Here is a 25,116-nt window from a genome sequence, read left to right as displayed (position 1 = left end):
CCGCGACCACACCCTCTACCAGGAACCAGCCGAGATCCCGATGCTCAAAACCGCTTGACAAAGACATTGAGATTCCCAATGGCTGGGCACGGATCGGTCCTCCACCTCCAGGGGACGATCGCAGATCATGGTCATAGGGTCAACGAATCGTGATCGGCGTGCCTCGCTGCTTCTTCGTGGTTTGCGTCGTGCTCGGCCGGTGCGTAACTTCGCGGCGAGGTCCCGGCGGAGGCCGCTGCGGGCTGGAGAATAGAGGGCTTGATAGATTGTTTCAGGGCTTGCGTGCATGGTGTCAGTCGTCGGATATTCCCTGATCAGGGCCTGGCTGATCTGCTCGGGAGACCAGCGCACACCCAGTTTCTTGGCGACGTATTCGCGCAGCTGCACCTCGGTGCTTAATTTTAGGTCTTTAGGCCTGGGACGACGGCTGGCGGCCATTCGATGCGCGGAGTAGGGCTGATATTCCCCCTGTTCGGGTTGGCGGTTTCGGGCCAGCTCGCGGCTGATCGTGGACGGGGACCGGCTCATCAATGTGGCAATTGTTCGCAGGGAGCCGCCGGCAACATGAAGATCCCGGATCGTTTCTCTCTCAAGTAAAGAGAGGTAGCGGATATTGATCTGCTTCTCAAGAGCGGCTAGCTTTATCGCTTTGGCTGTCGGAGTGCGGTTCACATTTCCTGTGTACTCGATCACGCGGCCGTCTGGGTAAATACGCCGGTTATTCGATTTACGGATCCCTTTGTCCCAGTCGACGGCAGTCCGAATATCGACACCGGCCAAAGCGGCTGCCTCCTGGCGGGGGCTGCCAGCCCCGCGGAGCTCACGAAACATCTCGCGCCCGGGGTGCGGTTTCGAACCTCGAATACCGACACTACGCGCCCAACGGTAGCCAGCGCCTCGGTTGATGCCAAGCTCAGCCGAGGCAGCAGTCACGTCACCAAGTCGCTCCAGCAAAGCCAGAAAAGACGCCTTGTCCTTGCTCAGATTTTTTTCGTCGGTCGAGGGCTCATTTGTCAGGTTTAACATGGTCATGCAAACTCCCAAAAGTCTGGGTGTTGCAACGACCACTAGAACCCAAGGCGAAAGTGGCCCCATTTTCGGTTGGCGTTAACAGCTCATTTCAGAGCGCACCATTGCAGGGCTCGCTGCAGCGCGAGCACGGGGGAGGATGGGCGGGCGGCCGTTCAAGATGACGCCGGCCAAGGTTCGCCTGGCCATGGCCGCGATGGGGCAGCGGGAAGCAATAGTGGGTGCCCTCTGCAAAGAATTGGGGGTCACCCGGCAGAAGTTGTACCGCCATGTCTCCCCATCGGGGGGGTGCCCCTATGTGTTTCGTCAAGTCGAGAGTGGTGTTCTGATCTCGTAGAGGGTGCCGTCGCGGAGCATGGCGTAGAGCACGTCGCAGCGTCGGCGAGCCAAAGCGATGAGGGCTTGGTTGTGGCGCTTGCCTTGGGCGATCTTGTGGTCGTAGTACCTGCGTGAGACGGGGTCGCTGAGGGCGGCGAAAGCGGACAGGAACAGCGTGCGTTTGAGGATCTTGTTGCCGCGCCGCGAGGGATGCTCGCCGCGGATTGAAGTGTCGGAACGCCGGGTGACGGGTGCCAGGCCGGCGAGGAGGCGAGGTGGCCGGCGGTCGCGAACTCTTTGCCAGTGATCTCGGTGATGAAGCGGGCGGCAGTCCTGACGCCAACGCCGGGCATGCTCCTGATGATGGGTTCCAAAGGATTCGCCGCGACGAGCTCGGCGACCTCGACGGCGATCTCCGCGCGTTGGCGACGAAGCGTCCCCAGCTGCTCGGCGAGACGCGGCAGCACGGCCCGAGTCGCGTGCGTGCCGCCAACAACCACCGTCTGCTCGGCCAAAGCTTGGAAGATTTCCTCGGTCAAACGACGCCCCATGCGCGGGGCGAGCTTGATCAGGCGATTGCCGAGCCGGGCTTTGCCGGCGGCTTTCAGCGCGGTCGGGTATTCCTGGAGGAGGTCTAGGACAGCTGGGTGGTCGAGGTGCGGGCCCAGAACCCTCTCCAACGCTGGGTGGATTTGCATCAGCAGCCCCCGGATCCGGTTGCTCGTCGCGGTCATCTGCCCGACGATGTCATCGTCGAATCCGCACAGCATCGACAGCTCCGCGACCTGCTCGTCTTCGAGGTGAATCGGGCGGAGGGCGTGCGGCAGAGTGCGCGCAGCTTCGGCGATGATCGCCGCGTCACGGGCATCCGTCTTCGCTTCGCCGGCGTGCAAGTCGGCGATGCGCCGCATCGCGAGTCCAGGCAGATAGCCCACGAGAATACCTTCGGCATACGCGACAGCCACCGGCAGCGCGCCGACGGTTTCGGGCTGGTCAACGACCAAGAGCACGGTGCCGCGGACCTTGAGCTTCTGGATCACGGCCCGCAATTTGGCCTCGTCGTTGGGGAGCGCTTTGTCGTAAAGTCGCTTCCCGGAGCGGTCGAGAGCGACCGCGTGATGTTCGCTTTTTCCAACGTCAAGACCTATGAACACGTCAACGCTGTCGTAATTCTCAATCATGAGTTTCCCGTCAGCCATGCGGATCGGTTGGCCTGTCCACGGCATCAAGTCTCGGCATCCACGTTACGTTCGGCCAAGAAACTAGTTCCAGTCGAGCCCCTATTAGCGATCACCCAATACCAGTCAGGCCCGGTGACAACACCCCCCGGATCATTAACGACTGGGGGCAGCAACCATGCCGGACCTAACAGGCCAACACCCCTCAGAAGCAAAGCTTCAAGGGCTACCTACAAGGTAACGGGGGCTGCGATCAGACGGCTCGAAGCTTCTCTCCAAAAAGTAATATCCGACCGAGAAGACGGAATTCTGAACCGCGTCAAGATCAGCTCTCGTGGTGGCAGCTAAGGGCGGTGAACGTCCCCAATGAAGTTATTGATTGTCACGACTCGAGCACGTTTAGCGTGCTGTTCTGCGGCTTCGGCTGCTGCTGCGCCGTTGCCTTTTTCTATGGCGACCAGCATGCGTTCGTGTTCCTCGATAATTTCGTGCATACGCTCGGGGCTGTAACTGCGCGAACCGAAGCGTCGTAGCGCACTTTCCACTGTTCCAAGTAAGCGAATGAGGTAAGTGTTTTGAGTGATTGATGCAAGTTCACGGTGAAATTCGATGTTGACGCGCGATACGGCCTGAGTGTCGCCCTGTTCCGCAACGTTCACCATTCGTTCGTGAATTCGACGCAAGTCCGACAACGACGCCGCGTTTCCGCGTTCGGCTGCCGCGCGGGCAGCGAGGGATTCGAGGCTGCCGCGCACCAGATAGACGACGGACATATCCTCAATCGTTAGAGCGGTGACGCGCGCCCCAAACCCCGGGCCACGCTCGATGAGTCCTTCTTCTTCGAGTCGGTTGAGGGCTTCGCGAACGGGAGTGCGCGAGACTCCCAAGTCAGTGGCGAGAGATTCTTCTCTCAGCCACGCTTGGGGATTCAGGACACCGTCGAGGATCGCTTCTCGGATCGCGTGGGTTGTCTCATTGACGGCATTTCCGCGGCCTTTTCGCGGCGCTTTGTAGGAGGACAGGTCGGGAGTTCCTGCCGTCGGGCTGTTTCTGTTTTCTGGCATTGTTCCAATGAGAGTTAGTTCTTGTCTTGAATGAATGAGGTGTGCCCCCATTCCTCCCAAAGTTTAGCGAGGGCTGCGTAATCTTCGCGTGCGTACCCTGCAGCCAAAGCCATCTCATAGACGGAGTGGGCTGCGGGGATGGTAAAGAGGGGGACGGCTGCGTCCTGTGCAAGCTGTTGAGCGAGAACGGAGTCTTTCCGTGCGGCCTCAAGCGACATTCCACCCTCGTAGTCGCCCTGCAGGACACGCTCGCCGATGCGGTGTGTCAGCGGCCGCATGAGGCCGCCATCAGGGCTTGCAAGCAGATCAATCATCTCGGTGATCTCTACTCCAGACGCCTTGGTCATTGCCACCGCTTCACTGAGCAGGACCATCGCCACGTGTGCAACCGCGTTGTTGATGACCTTGGCGGCCATCGCACTGCCCGATTGGCCCAGGATGCGCTGGTTGGGCGTTAACGCGTTGAAGACAGGACTGAGCTGTTCGATCTGGTCGCGGTTACCGGCCAGAACGAGTCCCGCAGTGCCCTTTCGCATCTGCGCCACACCGGAAAGGATGGCAGCGTCGATCAACTCGATCCCGCGGACCTCGAGAACCGCTTTACTGGCGCGAATGTCGGCCGGCGTCACGGTACTCGTTTCAAGCACGCAGTCCACAATTCCAGGGTTTGCAGCAATAGCGCCAACGACCGAAAGAGAGGCCTTTGGATGGGGGAGAGACATGAGCACTGTCGTGCAGCTAGTGGTGATAATGCTGAGGTCGGAGACCTCAAGGCCGAGGGCGCGCGCATCATTTTGGCGATCGGGGGATAGGTCGGTGCCGATGACACGAAATTCTGCATTTAATCGCTGGGCTATAGAGAGTCCCATGTTGCCGAGACCGACAACGCCAATAGGCGTGCGATCGGGGTTTGAGTTCGAACCAGTCATAAGATCCTCTTCCTTGAGTCGGATTGCGAAAACTCTCCGCTTACCCTATCGTGAGCTGCATGCAAGTTGTATACAACGCTGAAGTTGTCCTGACAGAGTTCGGTATTCCCCTTCCCGCTCGAGCACTCATCGACGGTGTTTGGGTTGATGGCGGTGGACGAGAGCGCCCAGTCACCGACCCAGGAACCGGCATGGAACTTGCCGTGGTGCGAGACACCACCCCAGAAGGAGTCGACGCAGCTGTCGTTTCAGCACGGCGTGCCTTTGACGGTTGGTCAGTTCTCAGTGTCGCCCAGAGAAAAGCAACGATGGAGCAGATCGCCGACGTGATCGCCGCCAACGGTGACGCTCTTGCTCGGGTGGAAACTATGGATACAGGTAAGCCATTTGCGCAGTCGTTCAGCGATGTAAAGATCGCCGAGCGTTACTTTCGCTACTACGGGAGCAGCGCAGAGAACTTCTTCGGTGCCTCCATTCCGATCAACCGCAACGTGCAGGTGACCACCCTTCGTGAGCCCTATGGCGTCGTCGCGCACATCACGCCGTGGAATGCACCGATCAGTCAACTTGCTCGCGGGGTGGCGCCGTCACTGGCTGTCGGCAACAGCGTAGTGGTCAAGCCCTCCGAGTTAGCTCCGCTCTCGTCGATCATGTTCGCGGCCCTTGTGAGCAGCGTGACACCTCCCGGCCTCATCAATGTCATCCCTGGTGACGGGGTCGTCACGGGGAATGCGCTCGCGTCGCATCCGGGAATTGATCACATCACGTTCACTGGTTCGGTGTCCACCGGGGTGCTCGTTGCGCAGGCGGCGGCTGGCAATATTGTGGCGAGCAACCTAGAGCTGGGTGGTAAGTCCGCCGCAATCATCTTCGCCGACGGCGATCTTGCTGCGGCCGTAAAGGCTGCTACGGGCGCCCTTATCCGCAATTCAGGACAGTCATGTTCCGCCCTGACTAGGTTTATCGTCCACCGCAGCGTTGTTGCCGAGTTCTCACGCCTCCTAGTGGAAAGCGTGGAACGCTTGAGCGTTGGATACGGGCTCGACGATCCTGATGTCGGACCCCTCATCTCGGAAAATCAGCGCACCCGTGTGTTCGGGTTTATTCGGTCCGCAATTCAGCAAGGAGCGACTCTCCTCACTGGTTCGGCCGAGTTGCCTGATCGAGACGATTTGCACGACGGTTATTATGCTCTACCTACCGTGCTGGGCGCCGTGACGGAAGATATGTCTGTGGCGTACGAGGAAGTCTTCGGGCCCGTGCAGTCCGTCATGGTTTTCGATACAGAAGAGGAAGCCGTGCGTATCGCAAACGGCACCGAGTACGGGCTGGTCGCCGCTGTTTTCACCTCAAACATTGCGGTTGCTGGACGCCTCGGTCGCGCCCTGCAGGCGGGGCAAGTCCAAATCAACGGATACATCGGAGCTGGCGCTGAGATACCTTTCGGGGGATACAAGCGCTCAGGTCACGGCCGTGAGAAGGGGTTCGAAGCCCTATACGGATACACGCAGTTGAAAGCAATCGTGACGCACATTCCTGACAGAGTCGTCTCATGATCAAAACGCAAGGAATGGCTCCACATCGTGCAGACATGCCTGGTGGCGAGCATTTCTACGGCCACGACGACTGTGCTGATGCATCGATGCCCATTGATTATTTTGTTTGGAAGCTCGCAGGCGAACGTGCTGGCCAACAGCCATCCTTTACGGAGACCTGCACGCCCCGGTTCGCGTGCTATAACACCAAACCGTGGCGCGACAGCAAAGTCGCGGCGATCGACGACAGAAATGTGATCGAGACCAAACTGCGGTTGCCAGTAAAAACTCCTCCATGTCGCGTATTCGCGCATCGAATCCGAGCAGGATGCACCTGGCGTGCGCGGTGACTTCACGGTCGACCGCCATGGTCTCCACACTACGCGTCGTGCAGGTGAGCAGGCTCACGTTCAGACACTGCTTCGCGTCGGCCATCCTGCGGCTGGAGGCGAAGTACGCGAATCCGAGCGATTTGACCGCGGGCATGAAGCTGCGGCAAGCGCACCAACGTCGCGGGGGTGCGTGATCATTACATTTTTTTCAAAAGCATGAGCTCACGCCCAACTGATGTTGGTCTGTGTAGCTACTCGTGACGCAAGACTCGAAGCGAATTAAAGGGGATCAATGTTGCTTTCCATCTTAGGCTATGCCACGATAGCCATCATTTTGGCGCTGCTGTTGAAGCAATATGTGGCCGCCGTCATTGCCCTCGCGGTCGTGCCCATTTTGGCCGCCCTCGTGGCTGGCAACTCGCCGCTTGAAATCGCCGGCTTCGTCCAGGAGGGGCTTTCGGGCGTGGTGGGCGTCACCGCTATGTTCGTCTTCGCCATTTTGTTCTTCGGTGTAATGCGGGACGCTGGGTTGTTCGACCCCGTGATCAACCGCATTGTGAAACTCGCCGGTAATGCTCCGGCAACGGTGACCGTAGCCACCACCGCATTGGCGATCGTGGCGCACCTCGATGGGGGCGGTGCCACAACCTTTCTGATCGCGATTCCCGCGATGCTTCCCCTCTATGAACGCCTCGGCATGAGCCGCCTCGTGCTCACCACCTGCGTGGGCCTCGGCGCCGGCGTGATGAACCTCATGCCGTGGGGCGGGCCTACCGCCCGCGCCGCAGCCACCATCAACGCGGACGCCAACGACATCTGGGTGCCGCTCATCCCGGCGCAGATCGCTGGCATCGTCATGTCGCTCGGCGTGGCCTACCTACTCGGCCGGCGAGAAGCGCGCCGGCTGGAACGAGCCACCCTTGGCGACTTCTCCCCTACAACCCGCCACTCCGGATGGTTCGGCAAGCGCGACCAACGAGACGGGGTCGGCATCCGCTCGAACTTTGGCGTATCCACCGACCTGTTCACTGGCCCCACGTCGGGTAACGTTGCGACCCGCCAGGCGGCGACAGCGCAGGCGACCCTGCTGCGCCCGAAGCTGATATGGGTGAATACGATTCTGCTCGTGGCCACGCTTGCGGCGCTCATCTCGGCGGTCGCCTCTCCCGCCATGGTCTTTATGGTGGCCGCGAGCCTCGCGCTGGTGATCAACTATCCCGGGCTGAAAATTCAGACCGCGCGTTTCGACGCGCATGCCAAGGGCGCCATGCTGATGGCGAGCACACTACTCGCCGCCGGAGTCTTGCTCGGAGTACTTGAGGGCAGCGGCATGATCGCGGCGATGACCGAGAGCACGGCCCTGCTCATTCCCGATGCCGTCATGCCCGCCCTGCCGCTGATCGTGGGCATCATGGGCGTTCCTCTCAGCCTCGTGTTCGGGCCCGACGCCTACTACTTCGGTTTTCTGCCGGTGCTCGTGGGCGTGGGCGACCAGTTCGGCATTGACGCGCTGCACCTCGCGCAGGCGTCAGTCATTGGAGAGCAAACTATGGGATTCCCCATCAGCCCACTCACCGGAGCGTTCTACCTGCTGGTGGGCCTCGGCCAGGTCGACATCGGCCGGCATATCCGCCACATGATCGGCTGGGCGTGGCTGGTGAGCCTCGGGATGCTCGCCGTGGCCATTGCCATGGGCGTCATCCCGCTGTGGGCAGCATGAGTACCGCCCGCACTACGTTGCGACTCGGCGCCGGAGCCGGATTCGCGGGCGACCGCATCGACCCCGCGCAGGACCTGGCCGAGCACGGTAAGCTCAACTACCTCATCTTCGAGTGCCTGGGTGAGCGAACTGTCGCTACAGGCCACGCCCGGCGACTGCTGGACTCGACGGCGGGCTACGATCCGCTGCTCGAGAAACGGATGCGCGCGGTGTTTCCCCACACAACGGCCTCCGGCACGACCGTGGTCACCAATGCCGGCGGTGCAAACCCGCTCGCCGCTGCGGAACTCGTGGCGCGCATCGCCGCCGAGGTATCCATTGGTTCGGCGCGTGTGGCTGCCGTCACCGGCGACGACGTGCTCGAACAAGTACTTCGCCACGACCCAGTGGTGTGGGAAACCGGTCGGCCATTATCGGAGCACTCTGAGGAACTCGTGTCGGCGAATGCGTATATCGGTGCGGAAGCGGTGATTCCGGCCCTTGACCTCGGCGCCAACGTGGTAATTACCGGTCGCCTCGCCGACCCTTCACTTTACCTGGCGCCCCTCGCGTTCGAATTTGGGTGGCAGCCCACCGACTATGCGACCTTGGGCGCGGGAACCGCGGTGGGGCATCTGCTCGAATGCGCCGGGCAACTGACCGGCGGCTACTACGCCGATCCCGTCACGAAACCCGTATCTAACCTGGCATTTCTGGGGTTTCCATTCGCGGACGTGCAGGCCGACGGCTCGGCTGTCTTCGGTAAGCTTGACGGCTCGGGCGGCACTCTCACTACGCGCACCTGCGCGGAACAGCTGCTTTATGAGGTGGGCGACCCCGCCGCGTACCTCACGCCCGACGTGGCGGCGGACTTCACCGGGGTGTCGTTCACTCAGGTGGGGCTCAACCGGGTGGCCGTGGACGGCGCGACCGGCGGCATTCGCCCTGATGAGCTCAAAGTGACGCTTGGCTTTCGGGGCGGTTGGCTCGGCGAAGGGCAAATCAGCTACGCGGGTCCTCGGGCGTTGCAGCGTGCCGAGCTCGCTGGAGAAATCGTGAGCGTGCGCTTGCGCGAGGTGCACGGCTTGGACGCCGAGAACATCTTCGTTGAATTCATCGGCGCCGGGGCTGCGTTTCGTGGGCTGGATTTCCGCAGTGACCCCCACGAGGTACGCCTCCGCGTTACGGCCCAGACCAGGAGCTTCGAGGCAGCGGATGCTGTCGGCTGGGAAGTTGAGAGCCTTTACACGAACGGTCCCGCGGCCGGTGGCGGGGCGCGGCGCTCGGTGACTGAGGTGTTGTCAATTCGGTCATGCTTAATTCCTCGGCACCTGGTAACCACCAACGTGCACCTCCTTGAGGGGCGATCATGACCGTGGTCGTGTCACTCGACCTGCTGGCCGACGTGCGAACCGGGGACAAAGGGGACACGCTCATTCTGGCTGTACTCCCCCGGGACGACGCGGCGTATCGGCATCTGTTGTTTCGTTTGACGCCTGCCGTGGTGTCTTCGCACTTCGGGCGCTTGGTGATCGGCGACGTTCGGCGCACGGTCATGCCGCAACTACCCGGCTTCGTGTTCGAGCTGCCCGGCGTGCTCGGCGGCGGCGTCACCGGATCGCCGTCGCTCGACGGCCATGGCAAGACACTGAGCTATCACCTGCTGAGTTTGAAAATTTAGTTTCACTATCGTTCAGCTAAGCGTTTTAGGGTCGATTTCTGGCTCGGTGGGGTTGTGAACAGTGTGAAATGGCGGGGGCGACCATCTCCGGGCTGGCACGCGGCACGATCGAGAGAATGTTGCGTGTTTGGTGGACTCGGCAGCGTTGCCGGCTGGCACCTTGGAGCACGGGCAAATGGCTTTCTTCAGCCCGGTGTGCGCGTCGGAGATGACGAGATACCGTCGAGGCCGCGGGTCTTCAGCGAGCGGAAAAAGCTGGGCCAGAACGCCTCGGTCTCGCTGTCGCCTTCAGGCGCAAGAATTTGCTGGCAATGAAGGGCTACTTCTCTCATAAAACCAGTAAGGGGGCGAAGTTGAGAAATTCTGGCTCGGCTAGACAATTATTGAGAATATCTCATGCATGGAGTCGATCAGGCGTGCGGCTCAGCGCTCCCTCGGGGGTAGCCTCCGAGGGAGACGCCCAATTGGGGTGTACCCCTACTAGGCGTCAGGCGACTCATGCATAGGTGCCTGAATAGGGTTGCTATTGGTTAGCTTTCACAAAGCTTCACGTTGGGTTTTAGAGTTCAACCGGACACAACAGGCAGGAGCCTCATAGCGAGCCAACAACAGAGTTTTCCGTCGGCGCCGACGATGAGGATGTCGAGTTCGGTGTGGTCAGATTGCAGGTCCAGTTGGGGCGTTCCGCGCGACGGCAAGACGATGCGGTGTGGCGACACTGGGCCGTGGCCGAGCCAGCGCCAGCCGCTCGACGAACGCGACCGTCTCGGCCGAGGTTCGGCGGACACCCTTGTCTGTGCGCGCATGAGGGTCAAGGGCTGCGACGCCGCCTACTCGGTAGAGCTGGTTCCAGCGTTGCAAAGTCCGGCTAGAGATCCCGGTTTCCCGGGCGAGGACCGCGAGTGGTATCTACTCTTCGACATGAAGCCGAAGAACACGCCATCGCTTCGCCGAATCCACGAGTCACCTACACGGTGGTGCTCTCGCGCGCCGCGAGGGCCTGCTGGTGGCGATACAAAGTGGCCCGGCTCCACCCGACAAGCTTTGCCGCATCCTCCGCAGTGCGGCCCTTCGCTCGTGCTTCCGTGACGAGCACGGTACCGCCCCATCATTACTCGGACACACTGTTAGGCGCACAGAAAGCACTGAGCGGGGTTCGCCTATTTGGTCAGCCCATTCCGACAGAGAGGTCCGGGTGCAGCAGCAGAGCCGCCGTCAGGGGCGTGTGGACGCCGCGAGCAGCACCAGCACATGCTGGTACTCAGCGCCGGTCGCTCGCGTCATGCCAAGTTCGCAGGTGCGGTTGCAGCTGGCGTGTGCGGTAGCGCCGAATGCGCGCACCTCGGCCGCCTGCACTCGCGTGGCTGACTCAGTGAGTTCTGGGTGCAGCATCCCGCGGTCGCCCGCGAAAGCGCAGCAACCCCAGCTCTCGGGCACGAGTACGGTCGCCGCCACAGCCTCCGCCACTGCCATAAGCTGCGGGTTGATTCCGAGCCGTGTCGAAGAGCAGGTCGGGTGAACGGCCAGCCTCTCGATGCGTTCGTGCGTGGGCAGGGTGGGCAGGATGCGCGAGGCGACGAAGTCGATTACGTCGATCACGCGCATCTGGGGTTCGGCGGTGTCGGCCTGGATCATGTGGAGGAGTCCTTCGGTGCAGGAGGACGCGTCGCAGATGATTGGGAGCTCGCCGTTGCGGGTGGAGATGCGCAGACTAGCGAGTACGCGGTCGTGCATGATCGCAGCCCCGTCGGAGAGGCCTTTCGATGACCATGGTGTTCCGCAGCAGAGCGAGTCGATGTTGGGGGGAACGAGCACGGCTATCCCGGCGCCCTCGCATAGCTCTTCAAAGCTGTTCTGCACGTTGTCCCCAACTTGGCCGAACATGGAGTTGACACAGGCGGGCACGTAGACGGCCTCGGGCTCAGCGGCGGGTGCCGGCCGCGCGCGCCGGCCGCCTCCCTTCGGGAGCTCGGACGACCATAGCGGCAGCACATCGTTGCCTAAGACAGCACGCGCCAGCTTGTTGGGCGCGGTGATGACGGACGTGGGCAACACTGACGCCACTGACAGCACGGTGCTCGCCACTTTAGTCGTCGCACTCCAGTGGGTGGCGGCTGTCTTCCAGACTTTCTTCTCGACTGAGGCTTGTTCATTCGTGCGCAGGCGGCGTACGAGGTCGCCGGTATTGATTAGCACGGGACAAGCGGTTTGGCACATCCCATCGACCGCGCAGGTTTGCAGGCCGTCGTACTCATAGTCGCGTTCGAGCTCGGCGGCGAGTTCAGTGTCGCCGCAGGCGGTGGCCGTGGAGATGGCCCGCTTCACCACGATGCGCTGTCGGGGGGTGAGGGTCAGGTCGCGGCTCGGGCAGACTGGTTCGCAGTAGCCACACTCCACGCAGCGGTCGGCTTCGACCTCGATAGTGGGAGTGCTCTTGATATCTTTTAGGTGAGCCTCGGAGTCCTCGGTGATGATGACGCCGGGGTTGAGCATCCCGGACGGGTCGAACAGGGCCTTGAGTTCACGCATCACCGCGTACAGCTCGTTGCCGTACTGCCGCCGAACGAACGGCGCCATCACGCGGCCGGTTCCGTGCTCGGCCTTCAGCGATCCGCCCTCGCCAAGCACGAGGTCGACCATGTCCTCGGTGAACGCCGCGTACTTCGAGAGCGCCGCTCCCTCGAACAGATCAGTGAGCATGAAGTGGATGTTTCCATCCTTCGCGTGCCCGAAGATGACGCTATTCTCATATTCGTAGGTCTCGAACAAACCGATCAGCTGAGTGCAGGTACGCGCTAGCGCTGGGACGGGTACTACCACGTCCTCGAGCAGCGCCGTTGTGCTGGAAGGACGGGCGCCGGCGACCGTAGCGTAGAGACCCTTGCGGAGGTTCCAGAGCGAGGAGCGAGTCGCGACATCGCTGGAGAACACGGCGGGCGTGCGCAGGTTCAGTACAGAAAGTACCTCAGCGCCAAAGCGCTGTGCGATCGCGAGCTCATTAGCGGTGCCAGCCTGGTACTCCACCAGCAATGCCGCCTGCGAATCGACGATTAGGTCGCGAATGAGCGGATGCGCGTCAGCCTGAGCTTTGCCCACGCGTAGTGACTGCGCGTCCATCAGCTCGACGGTCGAAGGGTTGGTAGCAACAATGCTCGGCAGGGCCTCGTTGGCGGCCAGGAGGCTTTCGAAGATAAGCAGCCCTGTTGCGGCATGGGCGTGATTGGGCAGGGTGCGGAACACCGCTTCGGCCACGAAGCCGAGAGTTCCTTCGCTGCCGATCACGAGGTGCGCGAGCAGCTGCGCGGGGTCGTCATGGTCGAGGAAAGAGTTGAGGCCGTAGCCCATCGTGTTCTTCATCGAGAACTGGTGGGTCAAGATGCGCACCGACTCAGGGTTGCCTCGCACCCGGTCGCGCAAGCGCAGCAGCCCTTCAAAGAGCGCGGGCTCGTCGTGACGGAGGCTAGCATCCGCATTCGGCGCACCCGTGTCGACCACTGTACCGCTGGGCAGTACCACCGTCATCGATTCAAGCGTCTGGTAAGTGTTGCTCGTGGTTCCACAGGCCATGCCGGAAGAGTTGTTCGCAACGACGCCGCCGATGGTGCACGCTGACTCGCTCGCGGGATCGGGGCCGAGCTTACGTCCGAAGCGTGCGAGGCGGGCATTCACTTGGCGCACGGTCGCGCCCGGCTGAACGCGCACCCGGTGACCACTATCGAGCAAATCGATGCGCCGGAAATTGCGCCGCACATCCACCAGCACACTGCCGGTTACACCCTGGCCGCTGAGGCTCGTGCCGCCGGAGCGGAGGGTCAATGGCGTGCCCATGCGTGAGCTGGCGCGGAGCAGTCGGCCGACCTCGGCGGCATCCTTCGCAATGACCACCGCTTCAGGCACAAGTAGGAAGTGCGAGGCGTCATGGGCATTCGCGTGTAGGTCGATCATTCGGGTGCTCACCTGATCGGGATCGAGCACCTCTTTACGGAACGCCTCGGCAATGGATGTGTGTCCCTGCGTCATTACGGTCTCTTTCGGTTGGTTCACCAGCTTGTGCACTTCTTCGCCTTCGGCGACTTTCGTCCTGTCGTCAGATGCGAAGCCCGGTGAGACCGCCATCGATAGTGAAGTTCGTGCCGGTCGTTGATCCTGAGAGTGGGCCAGAGAGTAATACGACAGCTGCGGCGATTTCCTCGGGGCTCACCAGTCTTCCGTGAGGCTGTCGCAGTTCGAGCGCGACTCGCTCGGCGGCCGGGTCTGGTGCAACCGAGATCAGCCGACCAACCCACGGAGTGTCAGCTGTCCCTGGACTGACGCAGTTGACTCGGATTCCTTCGATTAGATAATCCGCCGCCATGCTCAGCGTGAGCGAAAACACGGCGCCCTTGGTGGCACTATAAAGTGCTCGCTGTGGGAGTCCGATATGAGCCACCACTGAGCACATGTTCACTATCGAGGCGCCCATTGAACGCCGCAGATGCGGGAGGGCATGTCGGCTTACTCGCACCACGCCGAGAACGTTGAGGTCGAAGACTCGATGCCAGTCGCTGTCATCGTTATCCTCAATCGTGCCTTGGGCGCCGATTCCCGCGTTATTGACGACGATGTCGACGCCGCCCAGCCGTTCGGCGGCTGCCTCGACCGCAGTTCGCACCGAAACATCGTCGGTGACGTCGCAGTGAAGAGCGAGTATTCCGGGCTCAGCGTCCTGCGGGGCAATATCGAGGATGGCGACCTCCGCACCGAGTTTGATCAACCGCCTGACAACAGCCGCGCCAATACCAGATGATCCACCGGTGACGAGGGCTTTTAGTCCGTCGAGTTCCATGATGATCCTTTCTTTCACGCCTGAACAAAGACCTGGGCCTGGCGACCCAGCCCGCTGATTTCGAGGTCCACAACATCGCCGACCCCGAGGTATGGGAAGCGACCAGAGAGCGCGACGCCCTCCGGTGTGCCAGTGCAGATCAGGTCCCCAGCTTCCAGGACGAGGTACTGGCTGAGAGCGTGGATGATCGTCGGCACATCGAAGATCAGGTCAGCGGTCGACGAATCCTGCCGACGCTCACCATTGACCCAGCTGCGAAGCCTGAGAGTGCCGACATCGACCTCGTCGGGCGTGACGAGATACGGTCCCGTCGGGCAGAAACCGGCACAGCTCTTACCTTTGGACCACTGGCCGCCAGAGATCTCCAGCTGGAACTCCCGCTCGGAAAGGTCGTTCACCACGGTGTACCCAGCCACACAGGCGGCGGCGTCCTCGAGAGACCCGAGATAGGAGGCTTGCCGGCCGATCACTACACCCAGCTCGACCTCCCAATCGGTTTTAGTCGACCCGCGTGGAATCGCAACGACATCGTTTGGACCGACCACCGTGTTTGGCGCTTTGTGGAAAAGAATCGGCACGTTTGGTGGGGCCGATCCTGACTCAGCCGCGTGCGCTGCATAATTCATTCCAATACAAAAAACTGAGGAGGGACGGCTGATTGGCGCGCCGACACGTAGGCCCGTGGCGTCCAGCCTCGGCAATGATCCGGCAGCAAACGCTGCGGCTGCTCGAGCCGGGCCATCGGCCCAGAAGCGGCCATCAAGGTCATCGGTAAGCCCAGTGAGTGAGTAGTACTGGTCGTCGTACAGCAAAGCGGGAACCTCCGCCCCCAGCTGCCCAAGTCTTGCGAATTTCATCGAATGGCTCCCATCCATGCTGAAGGTTTACTAAAACGTTCTGATCGAGACCGCGAACGTAGCCGATCCCGCGCGTGAACTCGTCGCGCTGTATGCGGTGGGGCCTGTTATCCATTTCTCTGGCAGGCGAAACGACTGGCTGCCCAGAAAAATGTGCAGAGCTGATTTCTTTTGCCTTCTGTGGATCCGGCATCAATGAAGGAGCTCCGGCGTGCTGTACAGTGATGCCCCATTCACCCTGATGTCGACCTCCATCAGGTACTCCCGGATCGCGTCGAGATCGAGGTCCATGCCAAGTCCGGGTGCATCGGGGGCGGTGACATGGCCGCTGTTATCGACGTCGATCCGATTGTGGGTGAGAGCCGTCGCTAGCCGTGTCGACTCCATTGGGTATTCGCACAGCCAGTCCCCCGCCACGCCGGCGAATGGTTGAAGCGATGCGCTGAGGGCGAGGTGTGAAGTGAAGGAGTGGTTAACGAACTGTACATTCTTCCGCCGTGCATAGTCGGCGACTCGTTTGGCGTCTCCGATACCTCCGATCCGGCCGGTGTCGATCTGCACGAATCCGGCACCGGAGTGGTCTATAAACTGCTCTGCGACGTAGGCGTTGTGTGACCCCTCACCGCCAGCGATTCGGATGTTCTCACAGCGCCCCGCTAGCTCGCGGTAGGAGCGCAGCGCACCGGCGACGAATGGTTCCTCGAGGAACAGCACTCTTACCTCTTCAAGTGCTGGCAGCCGCAGTGCCGCGGCTTCGACGTCTTCGACCCATACGGTTCCGGCATCGAGCATGAGGGTACCGTCGTCACCGAGACCCTCTCGTGCCGCGTGCAACTGGTCGGCATCATCAGCGGGGGTGTCCCTGCCGAAGCTTCCCCAACCGAACTTCAGCGCCGTAAAACCTTGCGCACGGATCCGGCGTGCCTTAACTAGCGTGTCCTCGGGCGTGTCGCCGAATAGAACCGAGGCATAAGGGGTCTTCGGTTTTGCGACGGGGTATCCCAACAGTTCGTATACTGGTTGCTCGAAACGCTTGCCGAGGAGGTCCCACAAGGCCATTTCGATGCCCGAGAGTGTGTGGTCTGCCTGTAGAAGGTCGAGGCTCTTAGCTCGCACATTGCGCGTGATCCGCGCAATGTCACCAGGGGACTCGAGCGTCTGTCCGAGGACAGAGTATTGAACGGGATGGCACGCGCTGTGGGACATTGGGCCGACGAAGCTCGCGATCGAGGCCAGCGGGGACGCCTCGCATTCGCCCCATCCGGTGTATCCACCGGCGCGCACACGAACGAGGAGCATGTCTTGGCTGCCGTCTCCGATGTCTCGAATCTCCGGCATTGCTAGGTAGAACAGGTCCACCGATTCGATCTTCATGTGCTCGGCATCCCATCGCCCTCTATGGGTGGCGCTTCGTCTTCTCGACCCATCAGACGTGTCGATATACCCACGATGTGCTCTTTCAGGACGGAGTACAGCTTCCCCTCGTCGCCCTCGTGAAGGAGCGACAATAGCTCCTGATGTTCGTCTGCAACATTGTGCAGGTCCGCCTGCCGCGGCGTCAGTTGAGAGAACTGCAGACGGACCCGCGGCGAGATGCTGTGCCACAACTGGACCGCCTGAGCTGATCCAGATGCCTCGACAGCCAGTTCATGAAAGCGTGCATCTGCGCTATTGATGCGGGTCACGTCGCCTGCGTCAGCGGCCTGCTGCATGATCTCGATCTGCTCGTGCAGCCTATGCGCAAGATCGCTTTCCAGCCGGCCGGCGACCTGCTGCAAAGCGTAGTTCTCAATAACGAGGCGGATGGGCAGCAGCAGGTTCAGCACCTCGTCCTCTCTGATGTCTGACACGAACACTCCACGATTGGAAAAGTGCTCGACCAGACCTTCGCTCTCCAATTGACGCAAGGCCTCACGCACGGGGGCAGGACTCACATTGAAGTCGGCCCCAATCACGTCCTGTTTGAGTTGCTGACCAGGCAGCAGAATGCCGCTAACGATCGATTCGCGTAGGGAGCTCGCGATGAATTGGCCGAGGGACACGTGGGGAAGAGGTCTCACGCCGGGAGTCCAGGCCGGACGGGATGCGATCGGCGGAAGGGTAGGCTCGCGCACTGCGTTTCCAGAAGTCTTCATTTCTACTGCTCTCTGTTTCGGAACTGAGTGAGACACTATCACCTGATCGACTATCGTTGACAGATTATCGATAATCTGTCAACATGGCTTCTAGTCGGCCGTTCGATACCTCACACCTCCGTCAATGGCCCTCACACAAGCTCGTTCAAAGGAGAACTGATGCCATTCCATGCACGTAATAAAACGTTAGCGATATTGGCGGGGGCGGGCGCGGCTGCCATGATCCTGGCCGGTTGTACTCCCGGCCAGGCTTCTTCTGGACCGGCGGTCGTGGCGACCCCGGACACGGAGTACCTCGCAAATATGGGTTGGGAGCCGGAACCAGGCGCTGTCCCAAACTTCGCCTGCACTGACGACTCGTACGCTCGGGCGGTCACCGACGGAATCAATCTCGGAATCTACACAGCAGCGCCTTACGAGTACATGGAAAACGGGAAACCGGCAGGACTCGACTGGGAAATCAACATGGCGGTGCTTGCTTATGTGGGTATCGAGAAGTACGAGACGGTTACCCTGCAGTGGGAAGGAATGATCCCAGCCCTCGACTCGAAGCGCATCGACGTCATCACCGGCAACATCCACGAGACCCCGGACCGGCTAAAGAACATTGCGTTCACGTCTCCGGCCTGGTGGTATGGATCCTCCCTGATGATTTCGGAGGGTAACCCGAAGAACATTACGTCGTGGAAGGACCTCACGCGCGAAGACATCACTGTTGGAGTCGTGAACGGTTCGCAGTCGATGACGTACCTGGAAGAAATCGGTGCAGACTTCACGCCTTATCAGGACGCCAACTCCGAGTTCGCGGCGATCGCGGCGGGCCGACACGATGTCATTGTGGATGACGGGCCGAAACAGGCGGAGTACATCTTGGCGCACCCCGAATCCCGCTTGATCATTCTGCAGGCGGATGACATGCCGCCCGCTGATCTTCTTGCGAACTACGCCCGCTACGGAGTCCGCCAGGAGGACTGCACCCTCAACGCCGCATACTCGCGTGCGCTGTCGGAGCTGCGCGCTCACGGAGTGATTGACAAAATCCTCGAGAAGTACGGTCTTGAGGACAACATGTTCCAGCCCGAGTACAAGCCGTAACCGGTCGCGCCAGCGGCGGTCGTGGATGAGACGACCACCCCTGGTGGCATCATCACAAACGCCATGCTGCCGCAGCTGGCTCCGGAGACTTTGCCCGCAGTTTTTCTGTACCCGCTGCCGCTCTATAGGGAAAATTACTAATCGATCGGACAGAAATGTTTTTCAACCCTGAACTTGCACTCGACGCGCTGTCCACACTTTCGTTGGGGCTGCTGGTCACAATCTTGCTCACCCTCGCGTGCGGCTTCACCAGCCTTATTCTCGGCATCTTCGTGGCGTTGGCTCGAATGTCTCGATTCTGGCTGCTGCGCATTGTCGTCAACGGATACGTCCAGTTGATGCGCTCGACTCCTTTGCTGATCCAGTTGATCTACATCTACTTCGCCCTGCCGTTTATCGGTATCAGACTTGATCCGTTCCTAGCCGCCTATGTCGGCCTGAGCTTGCACGTCAGCGCTTACCTCGCAGAGGTGTATCGCGGCGGCATCGAGGCGGTGCCCAAGGGCCAGACGGATGCCTCCGCCGCGCTCGGCATGCGCCCGAGCGTCATCATGGCCAGGGTCGTGTTGCCGCAGGCCATCCGGATAGTTATCCCGTCGCTGGGCAACTATATGGTGTCACTCTTCAAGGACACCTCGCTCGCCGCCGTGATCACTGTTCAGGAATTGCTGTTCCGCGGGCAGATCTTTGCCGCCCGCACGTATGACTACTTCACGATCTACACGCTTGTGTTCGCGATGTACTTCGCGATTGGTTATCCAGCCATCCGACTCGTGATCTATATCGAGAAGAAGCTCAAGCGTGGATATACAGCCAAGCTCGCCGAGAAGCCGGCGCGGGACATCGCAGTAATGGAGGAAACAAAGTGATCGAGGTTCGGGGAATCTATAAGAGGTTCGACGACAACGAGGTGCTCACCGATATCTCTCTGACCATCAACGAAGGTGAGGTTGTCGCAATCATCGGCCCGTCCGGCAGCGGCAAGTCGACCTTGCTGCGCTGCATCAACTACCTGGAGCCGCCGGACAAGGGTGATGTACTCATCGACGGCGAACTGGCCTATCGAGACTTCAAGGGCAAGGAGCTCTCGAAGGCGAAGATCGCGTCGACTAGGAGCACTGTGGGCATGGTCTTCCAACACTTCGACCTTTTCCCCCACATGACTGTGCTCGACAATGTCTGCTCAGGGCCCCGTTTCGTCTCCAAGGTCGACAAGGCTGAATACCAGCAGCGTGCTAAAAAACTGCTGGAGCGGGTCGGCGTGGCTGAGAAACAGGACCAGTACCCAGGGCAGCTCTCCGGAGGCCAGCAGCAGCGGGTCGCCATCGCCCGTTCGCTGGCCATGGAACCAGCCGCGATGCTCTTCGACGAGCCCACCAGCTCCTTGGACCCGGAGCTCGTCGGAGAGGTCCTCAGTGTGATGCGACAGCTCGTCGACGACGGCATGACGATGGCGGTTGTAACCCACGAAATGGGATTCGTCCGGCAGGTAGCCGATCGGGTGATCTTCATGGACTGCGGGAAGATCGTCGAGGAGGGCACCCCGGAGGCGTTGTTCACGAACCCACAACATGAGAGGACGCGGGCCTTCCTATCAGCGATCCTGTCCCACACCGAGAGAACCAAACCAGAGCCGACCTCGGACCCGCAAACTATTGTCGAAGAATCCTCCTATCCGATCGTTCTGCCGTGAGCGGGCCACGCATCGAGCTGGCGATCCGCAACGGCTGGGTCGTTGACGGCACCGGTGCACCGAGGCGGAAAATGGATGTCGGCATCATCGGCAATCGCGTGGTCGAGGTGGGCCAGGTGCCGGAGGCGGAGACTGAGATCGATGCAAGCGGCCTGACCGTCTCTCCGGGCTTCATCGACCCGCACAGCCACACCGACTGGACGGTGCACTCCAATCGCGATGCCGAGAGCACCATTCGACAGGGCGTCACAACCGAAATCGTCGGGAACTGCGGTATCACCAACGCTCCGGTGAGTGAACTCTCCCTGGAGTCGACCCGTATTCGGATGTACGCCTACGGCTACGATGGTCCGATCAGCTGGCGCTCCTTCGGCGACTACTTAGCCGATATCGAGGTAGGCGGAACGGCCCAGAACCTCGCCTTCTTCGTTGGGCACAGCACGATCCGTGATGCCGCTGGCGTCGCAAGCGATCCGCCGTCCGAGCAGCAGCTCGTCAAGATGGAGAATCTCGTCCGCGAGGCGATGGAGGCTGGTGCCCTCGGCATGTCGTCCGGGCTCGAATACAGTCTCGGCGCCTTCGCAAGCACTGCAGAACTTCAGCGCCTGTCCCGGATCGTGGGCCGTTACGGCGGGATCTACGCCAGTCATATCCGCAATCGTGACGCCAAGATTCTGGATTCAGTCGGTGAGTTTCTCGCCATCATGGAGGATGGCGACGCGGCCGGGCAGATTTCCCATCTGAACGTGCGGCACGACACCAATGCTCCAGAGCGCGGCTGGGAACGAGCGGTCGAACTGATGACCGCCGCCCGGGACCGTGGTTTCGACGTCCAGGCAGACACCACCCCCTTCCGGCAGGGGGTCGGGATCATGACTGGCATCCTGCCGAACTGGCTGTTGGCAGAGGGTTACCCCACCGCCGCAACGCGTCTGGGTGACCCGCTCGTGCGCGCGAAGGTCAGGGAGGAATCCGACCGCTACTGGCGCTTTATCCAGAAGGGGCAATGGGATCGGGTCCGGCTGCAGAATAGCCCGGAGTTTCCGGAGCTGAATGGCCGCTACTTCACCGACATCGCCCGTCTTCGCAATCAGGACGTATGGGATTCTTACTTTGACGTCCTCGCCGCTGCAGGCGACAACATGGGCAATCTGATCATGATCGGCGACCTGTTCACTGAGGAACACCTCAAGGAGATGGTCTCCCATCCGCTGTTCAGCCTCGGCGTCGATGCATATTCTAGTGTCGACCACGGGCCGATGAGCGACATCACCGTCAACCCGCTGCCGTACTCGGGTCATGTGCACTATCTGACCCACCATGTGCGGGATACCGGGAACCTGACCCTCGAGGAAGCGGTCCGGAAGATGTCCGGGATGCCAGCGAAGCGTTTTGGGCTGAAAGGACGAGGGTTGGTGCGTGAGGGCTATTTCGCCGACCTGGTCGTTTTCGATTTTGAGGGCCTGCGCACCGAGTCGAGCTTCGAGCATCCGGCTAGATATCCGGAGGGGATCGCGCTGGTCACGGTGAACGGAACCATTGCCGTTGACCGGGACGGCCGCACAGATGCCCGTTCCGGGCGCCTGCTCCGTCGCTGACAACGGGCTGCTACCCATTTTCGTCCACCACAGATATTGCCACAACATAAGAGGAGAACAGTTCATGAAGATACGAGACGTCCGTGCGGTGGGCCTGCGGGGAGCGACGCCGGCCGGTGGGTGGAGCAACGAGCTGAAACGAGACGATTCCGTGCATACTCTGGTCGCCGTGCATACGGATGAGGGTCTGGTTGGGATCGGCAGTGTCTTTACCAGCGAGGCGCTCGTCCGCGCGGCACTGGACGTTTTGCGTCCATTGTTCAGTGGCGAGAGCGCCCTGGAACCCGAACGGGTCAGCGAGAAGCTACACCGTGCTACGTTCTGGCTCGGCCGGGGTGGTGCGATCACGCACGCCATCGGCGGGATCGACGTAGCGCTATGGGACATCCTCGGCCAGGCTACCGGCCAGCCCGTTGGCCGACTGCTTGGCGGCAGGTGGCGGGACCGGGTCAAGCCGTACGCCTCGCTGCTAATGGACGAGCCGGACCAGTTAGCGGCAAACCTGCAGCTGGTGGCCGAACGGGGATTTCAGGCGTTCAAGATCGGCTGGGGCCCGTTCGGCCGGCACAGCAGCCGCAAGGACGAGGAGATCGTTAAGGCGGCACGGGACGCGATCGGCCCAGACGCCATGCTGATGGTGGATGCCGGTGGCAGCGACGGACGCTGGAGCAATAATTTTAAGTGGGCCAGGTACACGGCAGAAATGCTCGCCCAATACGATGTGTCGTGGTTCGAGGAGCCGCTCAAGCCGGACGCCCTTGAGGACTTTATCGCTCTGCGCGCCGCTTCACCGGTGCCGATCTCCGGTGGCGAAGTGTTTACACGCCGGCAGTCGTTCACCCCCTGGATCGAGGCGCGCGCGTTTGATATCGTGCAGCCGGACGTGACCAAGGTAGGCGGGCTCAGCGAGCAGCGCCGTATTGGCTTGTGTGCCGAGGACCATGGCGTTAAGCTTATTCCGCACGGCTGGAACACCGCCGTGGGATTCGCCGCCGATCTGCAGCTGGCATCCGCGCTGCAGGAGACTGATCTGGTCGAATACATATCCGGGTCCGCCTATGTTGATGACGTGGTGCAAAATGAGTGGAAGTTCGATGCGGATGGCATGCTGTCGATTCCATCGACGCCCGGCCTAGGCGTCCAGTTGGATCCGGATGCCCTGTCCAAGTATGCCGACGCTGACTTCCTTCTGAATCCGTGAGCACGCCGATGACGAGGACTGCAGTAGTCACCGGCGGTGCGAGCGGGCTCGGGCGCTCAAGCGCCATCCGATTGGCTGAAGACGGCATCGATGTCATCACCTTGGACGTGGCAGAGGGAGCGGATGTCACGGTCGATATCTCGAACTCGGCCGCTGTGGAGCGGGCGGTTCAGGAGATCGGCCGTGTGGACATTCTGATCAATAGTGCAGGGGTGATCGGCCCGAACAGCCCGATGTGGGAGATCAATGACGCCGATTGGGCGCGGACGTTCTCAGTGAACGTTACCGGCACCTTCAACATGTGCCGCGCCGTCGTTCCCGGGATGCAGGAGCGCGGCTGGGGCCGTATCGTGAACCTCGCGAGCATTGCAGGCAAAGATGGCAACCCCAACCTCTCGGCGTATTCGGCAACAAAGGCGGCGGTAATTGCCCTCACTAAGTCACTCGGCAAGGAGCTGGCCCGCACCGGAATACTGGTGAATGCTATCGCCCCCGCCGTCATCGACACGCCAATGAACGCGGAAACGTCTCCAAGCGTGCTTGAGCACATCACCGGCCTGATCCCGATGGGTCGTGTCGGACGAGTCGAGGAAGTCGCCGAACTCGTTGCCTGGCTCGCCTCCGACAAGGTCAGCTTCTCTACCGGTGCCGTCTACGACATCAGCGGCGGCCGGGCAACCTACTAGCTCGAATGAGTTCGAGATGATCACAATTCTCCTGGATAGTTACGAATCTTTTCCTTCAGATTGCCGTTGAAGATGTCGCTGTGTTTCGCAGTTGCCTCGAAGCCATCCAAAACAGCCTTGGCGACATTCGGATTCGGCGCGGTATAGATCGGCTTCACTTCGCGTTTGAGAGCATCTCATTCTTTCTCTACTCGAGGTGGAAGGTGTTGCAGATCGAATGGATGATGCTCGTCTGCACCGTAGTGAGCCGGTTGGCGCTGCTTACGATGTCAGGGAGCCCCTTTAGATCGGCGCAGACCAGGAAGAACGTGTCCCGGACCTCACCATTCATAAATACTCGAGGCTGTTTTGCGCGGATTGTCTTGTGTTCTCGCGTTTTGTGCAGGAGTTGGTGGCGTCTCCGTTGTCTAGGGTGGCCTGAATTTCGCGCATGTTTATCCAACAATGGTTGCTGTTGTAGGCGCTTCTTCCGTGGACTCACCGTCGGGAGAGGACACGTAGCCCATCTGGTCGTGCTTCCCCAGCGGGAGAGACGTGCCTATATAAGGTCTGCCGTGAGATCCCGAGTTCTTTGCAGAGCTCACCAACGTTAGTCTCGGGTTTCCCCATCGATGCCATTGCAAGTCGCACCTTGGCCGGAGTCATGGTGAAAGGCCGACCTCCAGTGCGTCCGCGTGCCCGGGCGGAGGCGAGGCCGGCCATGGTGCGTTCTGATATCAGTTCGCGTTCGAATTCGGCGAGGGCTGCGAAGATTCCAAAGACGAGCTTGCCGGCGGCAGTGGTTGTGTCGATTGCAGCGCCCTGCCCGGTGAGGACTTTCAAACCGACGCCGCGGGCGGTGAGGTCGTGCACAGTGTTGACGAGGCGGTGCAGGCTTCGTCCGAGGCGGTCAAGCTTCCAGACAAGCAGGGTGTCGCCGTCGCGGAGCGCTTTCATGCACGCAGCTAGGCCTGGCCGCTCGTCCTTCTTTCCTGAGGCATAGTCCTCATAGAGCAAGTCGGGGGAGACGCCGACCTCGAGGAGCGCGTCGCGTTGGAGGTTAGTGCTTTGCGATCCATCCGATTTCGACACACGCATGTACCCGACATGTGAATCGCAGCGGTAAGTGGCGGTGAGACGTCTTATATCGCTAGGGATATAAGACGCTGGCGACCGCTTTGGGCGCTTTGCCGTGAACGACGCTTAGCCTCAATACCGTTCAGTTAAGCATTCTCGTGTTACGTTGTGGTTATGGCGCGTACAGGGTGGGTGAAGCCGGTCT

Annotated in this window: 21 protein-coding genes and 5 pseudogenes; 12 read left to right on the top strand and 14 right to left on the bottom strand. The window is 60.8% G+C overall.

From position 1 onward, the window contains the following. Positions 1 to 15 precede the first annotated feature (15 nt). A complete protein-coding gene (locus tag CXY73_RS23405) occupies positions 16 to 1,032 on the bottom strand; it encodes an IS30 family transposase (protein WP_158253995.1) in 1,017 nt (338 codons plus the stop codon). Positions 1,033 to 1,111: 79 nt separating this feature from the next. On the opposite strand from CXY73_RS23405, the pseudogene CXY73_RS22535 reads away from it, so the two are divergent. Then, positions 1,112 to 1,366 (top strand): annotated as a pseudogene (locus CXY73_RS22535) (hypothetical protein); the annotation flags it as partial. On the opposite strand, the pseudogene CXY73_RS02350 reads toward CXY73_RS22535, so the two are convergent. The 3 genes and pseudogenes from CXY73_RS02350 to CXY73_RS02340 all read right to left on the bottom strand — a co-directional run bounded on the left by CXY73_RS02350 (position 1,336) and on the right by CXY73_RS02340 (position 4,518). Further along, positions 1,336 to 2,586, bottom strand: a pseudogene (locus tag CXY73_RS02350) (IS110 family transposase). The pseudogenes CXY73_RS22535 and CXY73_RS02350 overlap by 31 nt on opposite strands. A gap of 283 nt (positions 2,587 to 2,869) precedes the next feature. Next, positions 2,870 to 3,640, bottom strand: a complete 771-nt coding sequence (locus CXY73_RS02345; RefSeq protein WP_104176698.1) for a GntR family transcriptional regulator — start codon at positions 3,638 to 3,640, stop codon at positions 2,870 to 2,872. After that, complete coding sequence (locus CXY73_RS02340; RefSeq protein WP_104176697.1) at positions 3,604 to 4,518, bottom strand: NAD(P)-dependent oxidoreductase; 915 nt, start codon at positions 4,516 to 4,518, stop codon at positions 3,604 to 3,606. The genes CXY73_RS02345 and CXY73_RS02340 overlap by 37 nt, the downstream gene beginning before the upstream one ends. A 59-nt stretch (positions 4,519 to 4,577) precedes the next feature. Here CXY73_RS02340 and CXY73_RS02335 point away from each other — a divergent pair, with 59 nt between their 5' ends. The 5 genes from CXY73_RS02335 to CXY73_RS02315 all read left to right on the top strand — a co-directional run bounded on the left by CXY73_RS02335 (position 4,578) and on the right by CXY73_RS02315 (position 9,765). After that, positions 4,578 to 6,074 carry an aldehyde dehydrogenase family protein gene (locus tag CXY73_RS02335; RefSeq protein ID WP_104176696.1) on the top strand — a complete coding sequence of 499 codons (1,497 nt, stop codon included), beginning with the start codon at positions 4,578 to 4,580 and terminating at the stop codon, positions 6,072 to 6,074. Beyond that, positions 6,071 to 6,403: a hypothetical protein gene (locus tag CXY73_RS21365; RefSeq protein WP_146071590.1), complete on the top strand. Its 333-nt coding sequence runs from the start codon at positions 6,071 to 6,073 to the stop codon at positions 6,401 to 6,403. The genes CXY73_RS02335 and CXY73_RS21365 overlap by 4 nt, the downstream gene beginning before the upstream one ends. A gap of 277 nt (positions 6,404 to 6,680) precedes the next feature. Continuing rightward, the gene (locus CXY73_RS02325; protein WP_104176704.1) at positions 6,681 to 8,105 is read left to right on the top strand and encodes a CitMHS family transporter; all 1,425 of its coding nucleotides are present in this window, start codon (positions 6,681 to 6,683) and stop codon (positions 8,103 to 8,105) included. After that, complete coding sequence (locus CXY73_RS02320) at positions 8,102 to 9,457, top strand: acyclic terpene utilization AtuA family protein (RefSeq protein ID WP_104176694.1); 1,356 nt, start codon at positions 8,102 to 8,104, stop codon at positions 9,455 to 9,457. The genes CXY73_RS02325 and CXY73_RS02320 overlap by 4 nt, the downstream gene beginning before the upstream one ends. Further along, positions 9,454 to 9,765: a hypothetical protein gene (locus CXY73_RS02315; protein WP_104176693.1), complete on the top strand. Its 312-nt coding sequence runs from the start codon at positions 9,454 to 9,456 to the stop codon at positions 9,763 to 9,765. The genes CXY73_RS02320 and CXY73_RS02315 overlap by 4 nt, the downstream gene beginning before the upstream one ends. A 67-nt stretch (positions 9,766 to 9,832) precedes the next feature. Here CXY73_RS02315 and CXY73_RS22530 read toward each other — a convergent pair. From CXY73_RS22530 to CXY73_RS02280, 8 genes and pseudogenes are all read right to left on the bottom strand, one after another. Continuing rightward, a pseudogene (locus CXY73_RS22530) lies at positions 9,833 to 10,052 on the bottom strand (transposase); the annotation flags it as partial. Between the two features lie 370 nt (positions 10,053 to 10,422). Continuing rightward, positions 10,423 to 10,626: a hypothetical protein gene (locus CXY73_RS02310; RefSeq protein WP_158253992.1), complete on the bottom strand. Its 204-nt coding sequence runs from the start codon at positions 10,624 to 10,626 to the stop codon at positions 10,423 to 10,425. 106 nt (positions 10,627 to 10,732) lie between these two features. Continuing rightward, positions 10,733 to 10,858: pseudogene (locus tag CXY73_RS22525) on the bottom strand (recombinase family protein); the annotation flags it as partial. Between the two features lie 122 nt (positions 10,859 to 10,980). After that, positions 10,981 to 13,785, bottom strand: a complete 2,805-nt coding sequence (locus tag CXY73_RS02300) for an FAD-binding and (Fe-S)-binding domain-containing protein (protein ID WP_104176703.1) — start codon at positions 13,783 to 13,785, stop codon at positions 10,981 to 10,983. 67 nt (positions 13,786 to 13,852) lie between these two features. Then, complete coding sequence (locus CXY73_RS02295; RefSeq protein ID WP_104176691.1) at positions 13,853 to 14,590, bottom strand: SDR family NAD(P)-dependent oxidoreductase; 738 nt, start codon at positions 14,588 to 14,590, stop codon at positions 13,853 to 13,855. A 14-nt stretch (positions 14,591 to 14,604) separates the two neighbouring features. Continuing rightward, on the bottom strand, positions 14,605 to 15,447 hold the full coding sequence (locus tag CXY73_RS02290; RefSeq protein WP_104176690.1) for a fumarylacetoacetate hydrolase family protein: 843 nt from the start codon (positions 15,445 to 15,447) through the stop codon (positions 14,605 to 14,607). A 192-nt stretch (positions 15,448 to 15,639) separates the two neighbouring features. Further along, the gene (locus CXY73_RS02285; RefSeq protein WP_104176689.1) at positions 15,640 to 16,821 is read right to left on the bottom strand and encodes a mandelate racemase/muconate lactonizing enzyme family protein; all 1,182 of its coding nucleotides are present in this window, start codon (positions 16,819 to 16,821) and stop codon (positions 15,640 to 15,642) included. Continuing rightward, a complete protein-coding gene (locus CXY73_RS02280) occupies positions 16,818 to 17,582 on the bottom strand; it encodes a GntR family transcriptional regulator (protein WP_104176688.1) in 765 nt (254 codons plus the stop codon). Before CXY73_RS02280 ends, CXY73_RS02285 begins: the two co-directional genes overlap by 4 nt. Before the next feature lie 159 nt (positions 17,583 to 17,741). Between CXY73_RS02280 and CXY73_RS02275 the strand changes: the two genes are divergently transcribed. The 6 genes from CXY73_RS02275 (at position 17,742) to CXY73_RS02250 (ending at position 23,855) form a co-directional block, all read left to right on the top strand. Further along, on the top strand, positions 17,742 to 18,677 hold the full coding sequence (locus CXY73_RS02275; RefSeq protein WP_104176687.1) for an ABC transporter substrate-binding protein: 936 nt from the start codon (positions 17,742 to 17,744) through the stop codon (positions 18,675 to 18,677). Between the two features lie 155 nt (positions 18,678 to 18,832). Next, the gene (locus tag CXY73_RS02270; RefSeq protein ID WP_104176686.1) at positions 18,833 to 19,546 is read left to right on the top strand and encodes an amino acid ABC transporter permease; all 714 of its coding nucleotides are present in this window, start codon (positions 18,833 to 18,835) and stop codon (positions 19,544 to 19,546) included. Between the two features lie 41 nt (positions 19,547 to 19,587). Further along, positions 19,588 to 20,370: an amino acid ABC transporter ATP-binding protein gene (locus tag CXY73_RS02265; protein WP_369831199.1), complete on the top strand. Its 783-nt coding sequence runs from the start codon at positions 19,588 to 19,590 to the stop codon at positions 20,368 to 20,370. Next, complete coding sequence (locus tag CXY73_RS02260; RefSeq protein ID WP_199185248.1) at positions 20,367 to 21,968, top strand: amidohydrolase family protein; 1,602 nt, start codon at positions 20,367 to 20,369, stop codon at positions 21,966 to 21,968. Before CXY73_RS02265 ends, CXY73_RS02260 begins: the two co-directional genes overlap by 4 nt. A 64-nt stretch (positions 21,969 to 22,032) precedes the next feature. Beyond that, entirely contained in the window at positions 22,033 to 23,169 is a 1,137-nt protein-coding gene (locus CXY73_RS02255) for a mandelate racemase/muconate lactonizing enzyme family protein (protein WP_104176701.1), read from the top strand. Next, positions 23,166 to 23,855 carry an SDR family NAD(P)-dependent oxidoreductase gene (locus CXY73_RS02250; RefSeq protein WP_233198089.1) on the top strand — a complete coding sequence of 230 codons (690 nt, stop codon included), beginning with the start codon at positions 23,166 to 23,168 and terminating at the stop codon, positions 23,853 to 23,855. Before CXY73_RS02255 ends, CXY73_RS02250 begins: the two co-directional genes overlap by 4 nt. 104 nt (positions 23,856 to 23,959) lie before the next feature. Here the strand turns inward: CXY73_RS02250 and CXY73_RS23400 are convergent. Both CXY73_RS23400 and CXY73_RS02245 read right to left on the bottom strand, forming a co-directional pair. Further along, positions 23,960 to 24,183, bottom strand: a pseudogene (locus CXY73_RS23400) (transposase); the annotation flags it as partial. A gap of 149 nt (positions 24,184 to 24,332) precedes the next feature. Beyond that, positions 24,333 to 24,932: a recombinase family protein gene (locus CXY73_RS02245; RefSeq protein WP_104176684.1), complete on the bottom strand. Its 600-nt coding sequence runs from the start codon at positions 24,930 to 24,932 to the stop codon at positions 24,333 to 24,335. Positions 24,933 to 25,116 lie beyond the last annotated feature (184 nt).

The sequence above is a fragment of the Cryobacterium sp. Y50 genome (genome assembly GCF_002929805.1).
Classification (GTDB): domain Bacteria; phylum Actinomycetota; class Actinomycetes; order Actinomycetales; family Microbacteriaceae; genus Cryobacterium.
The sequence above is the reverse complement of the archived record's forward strand: the minus strand, read 5'-3'. Positions and strand labels throughout refer to the sequence as shown.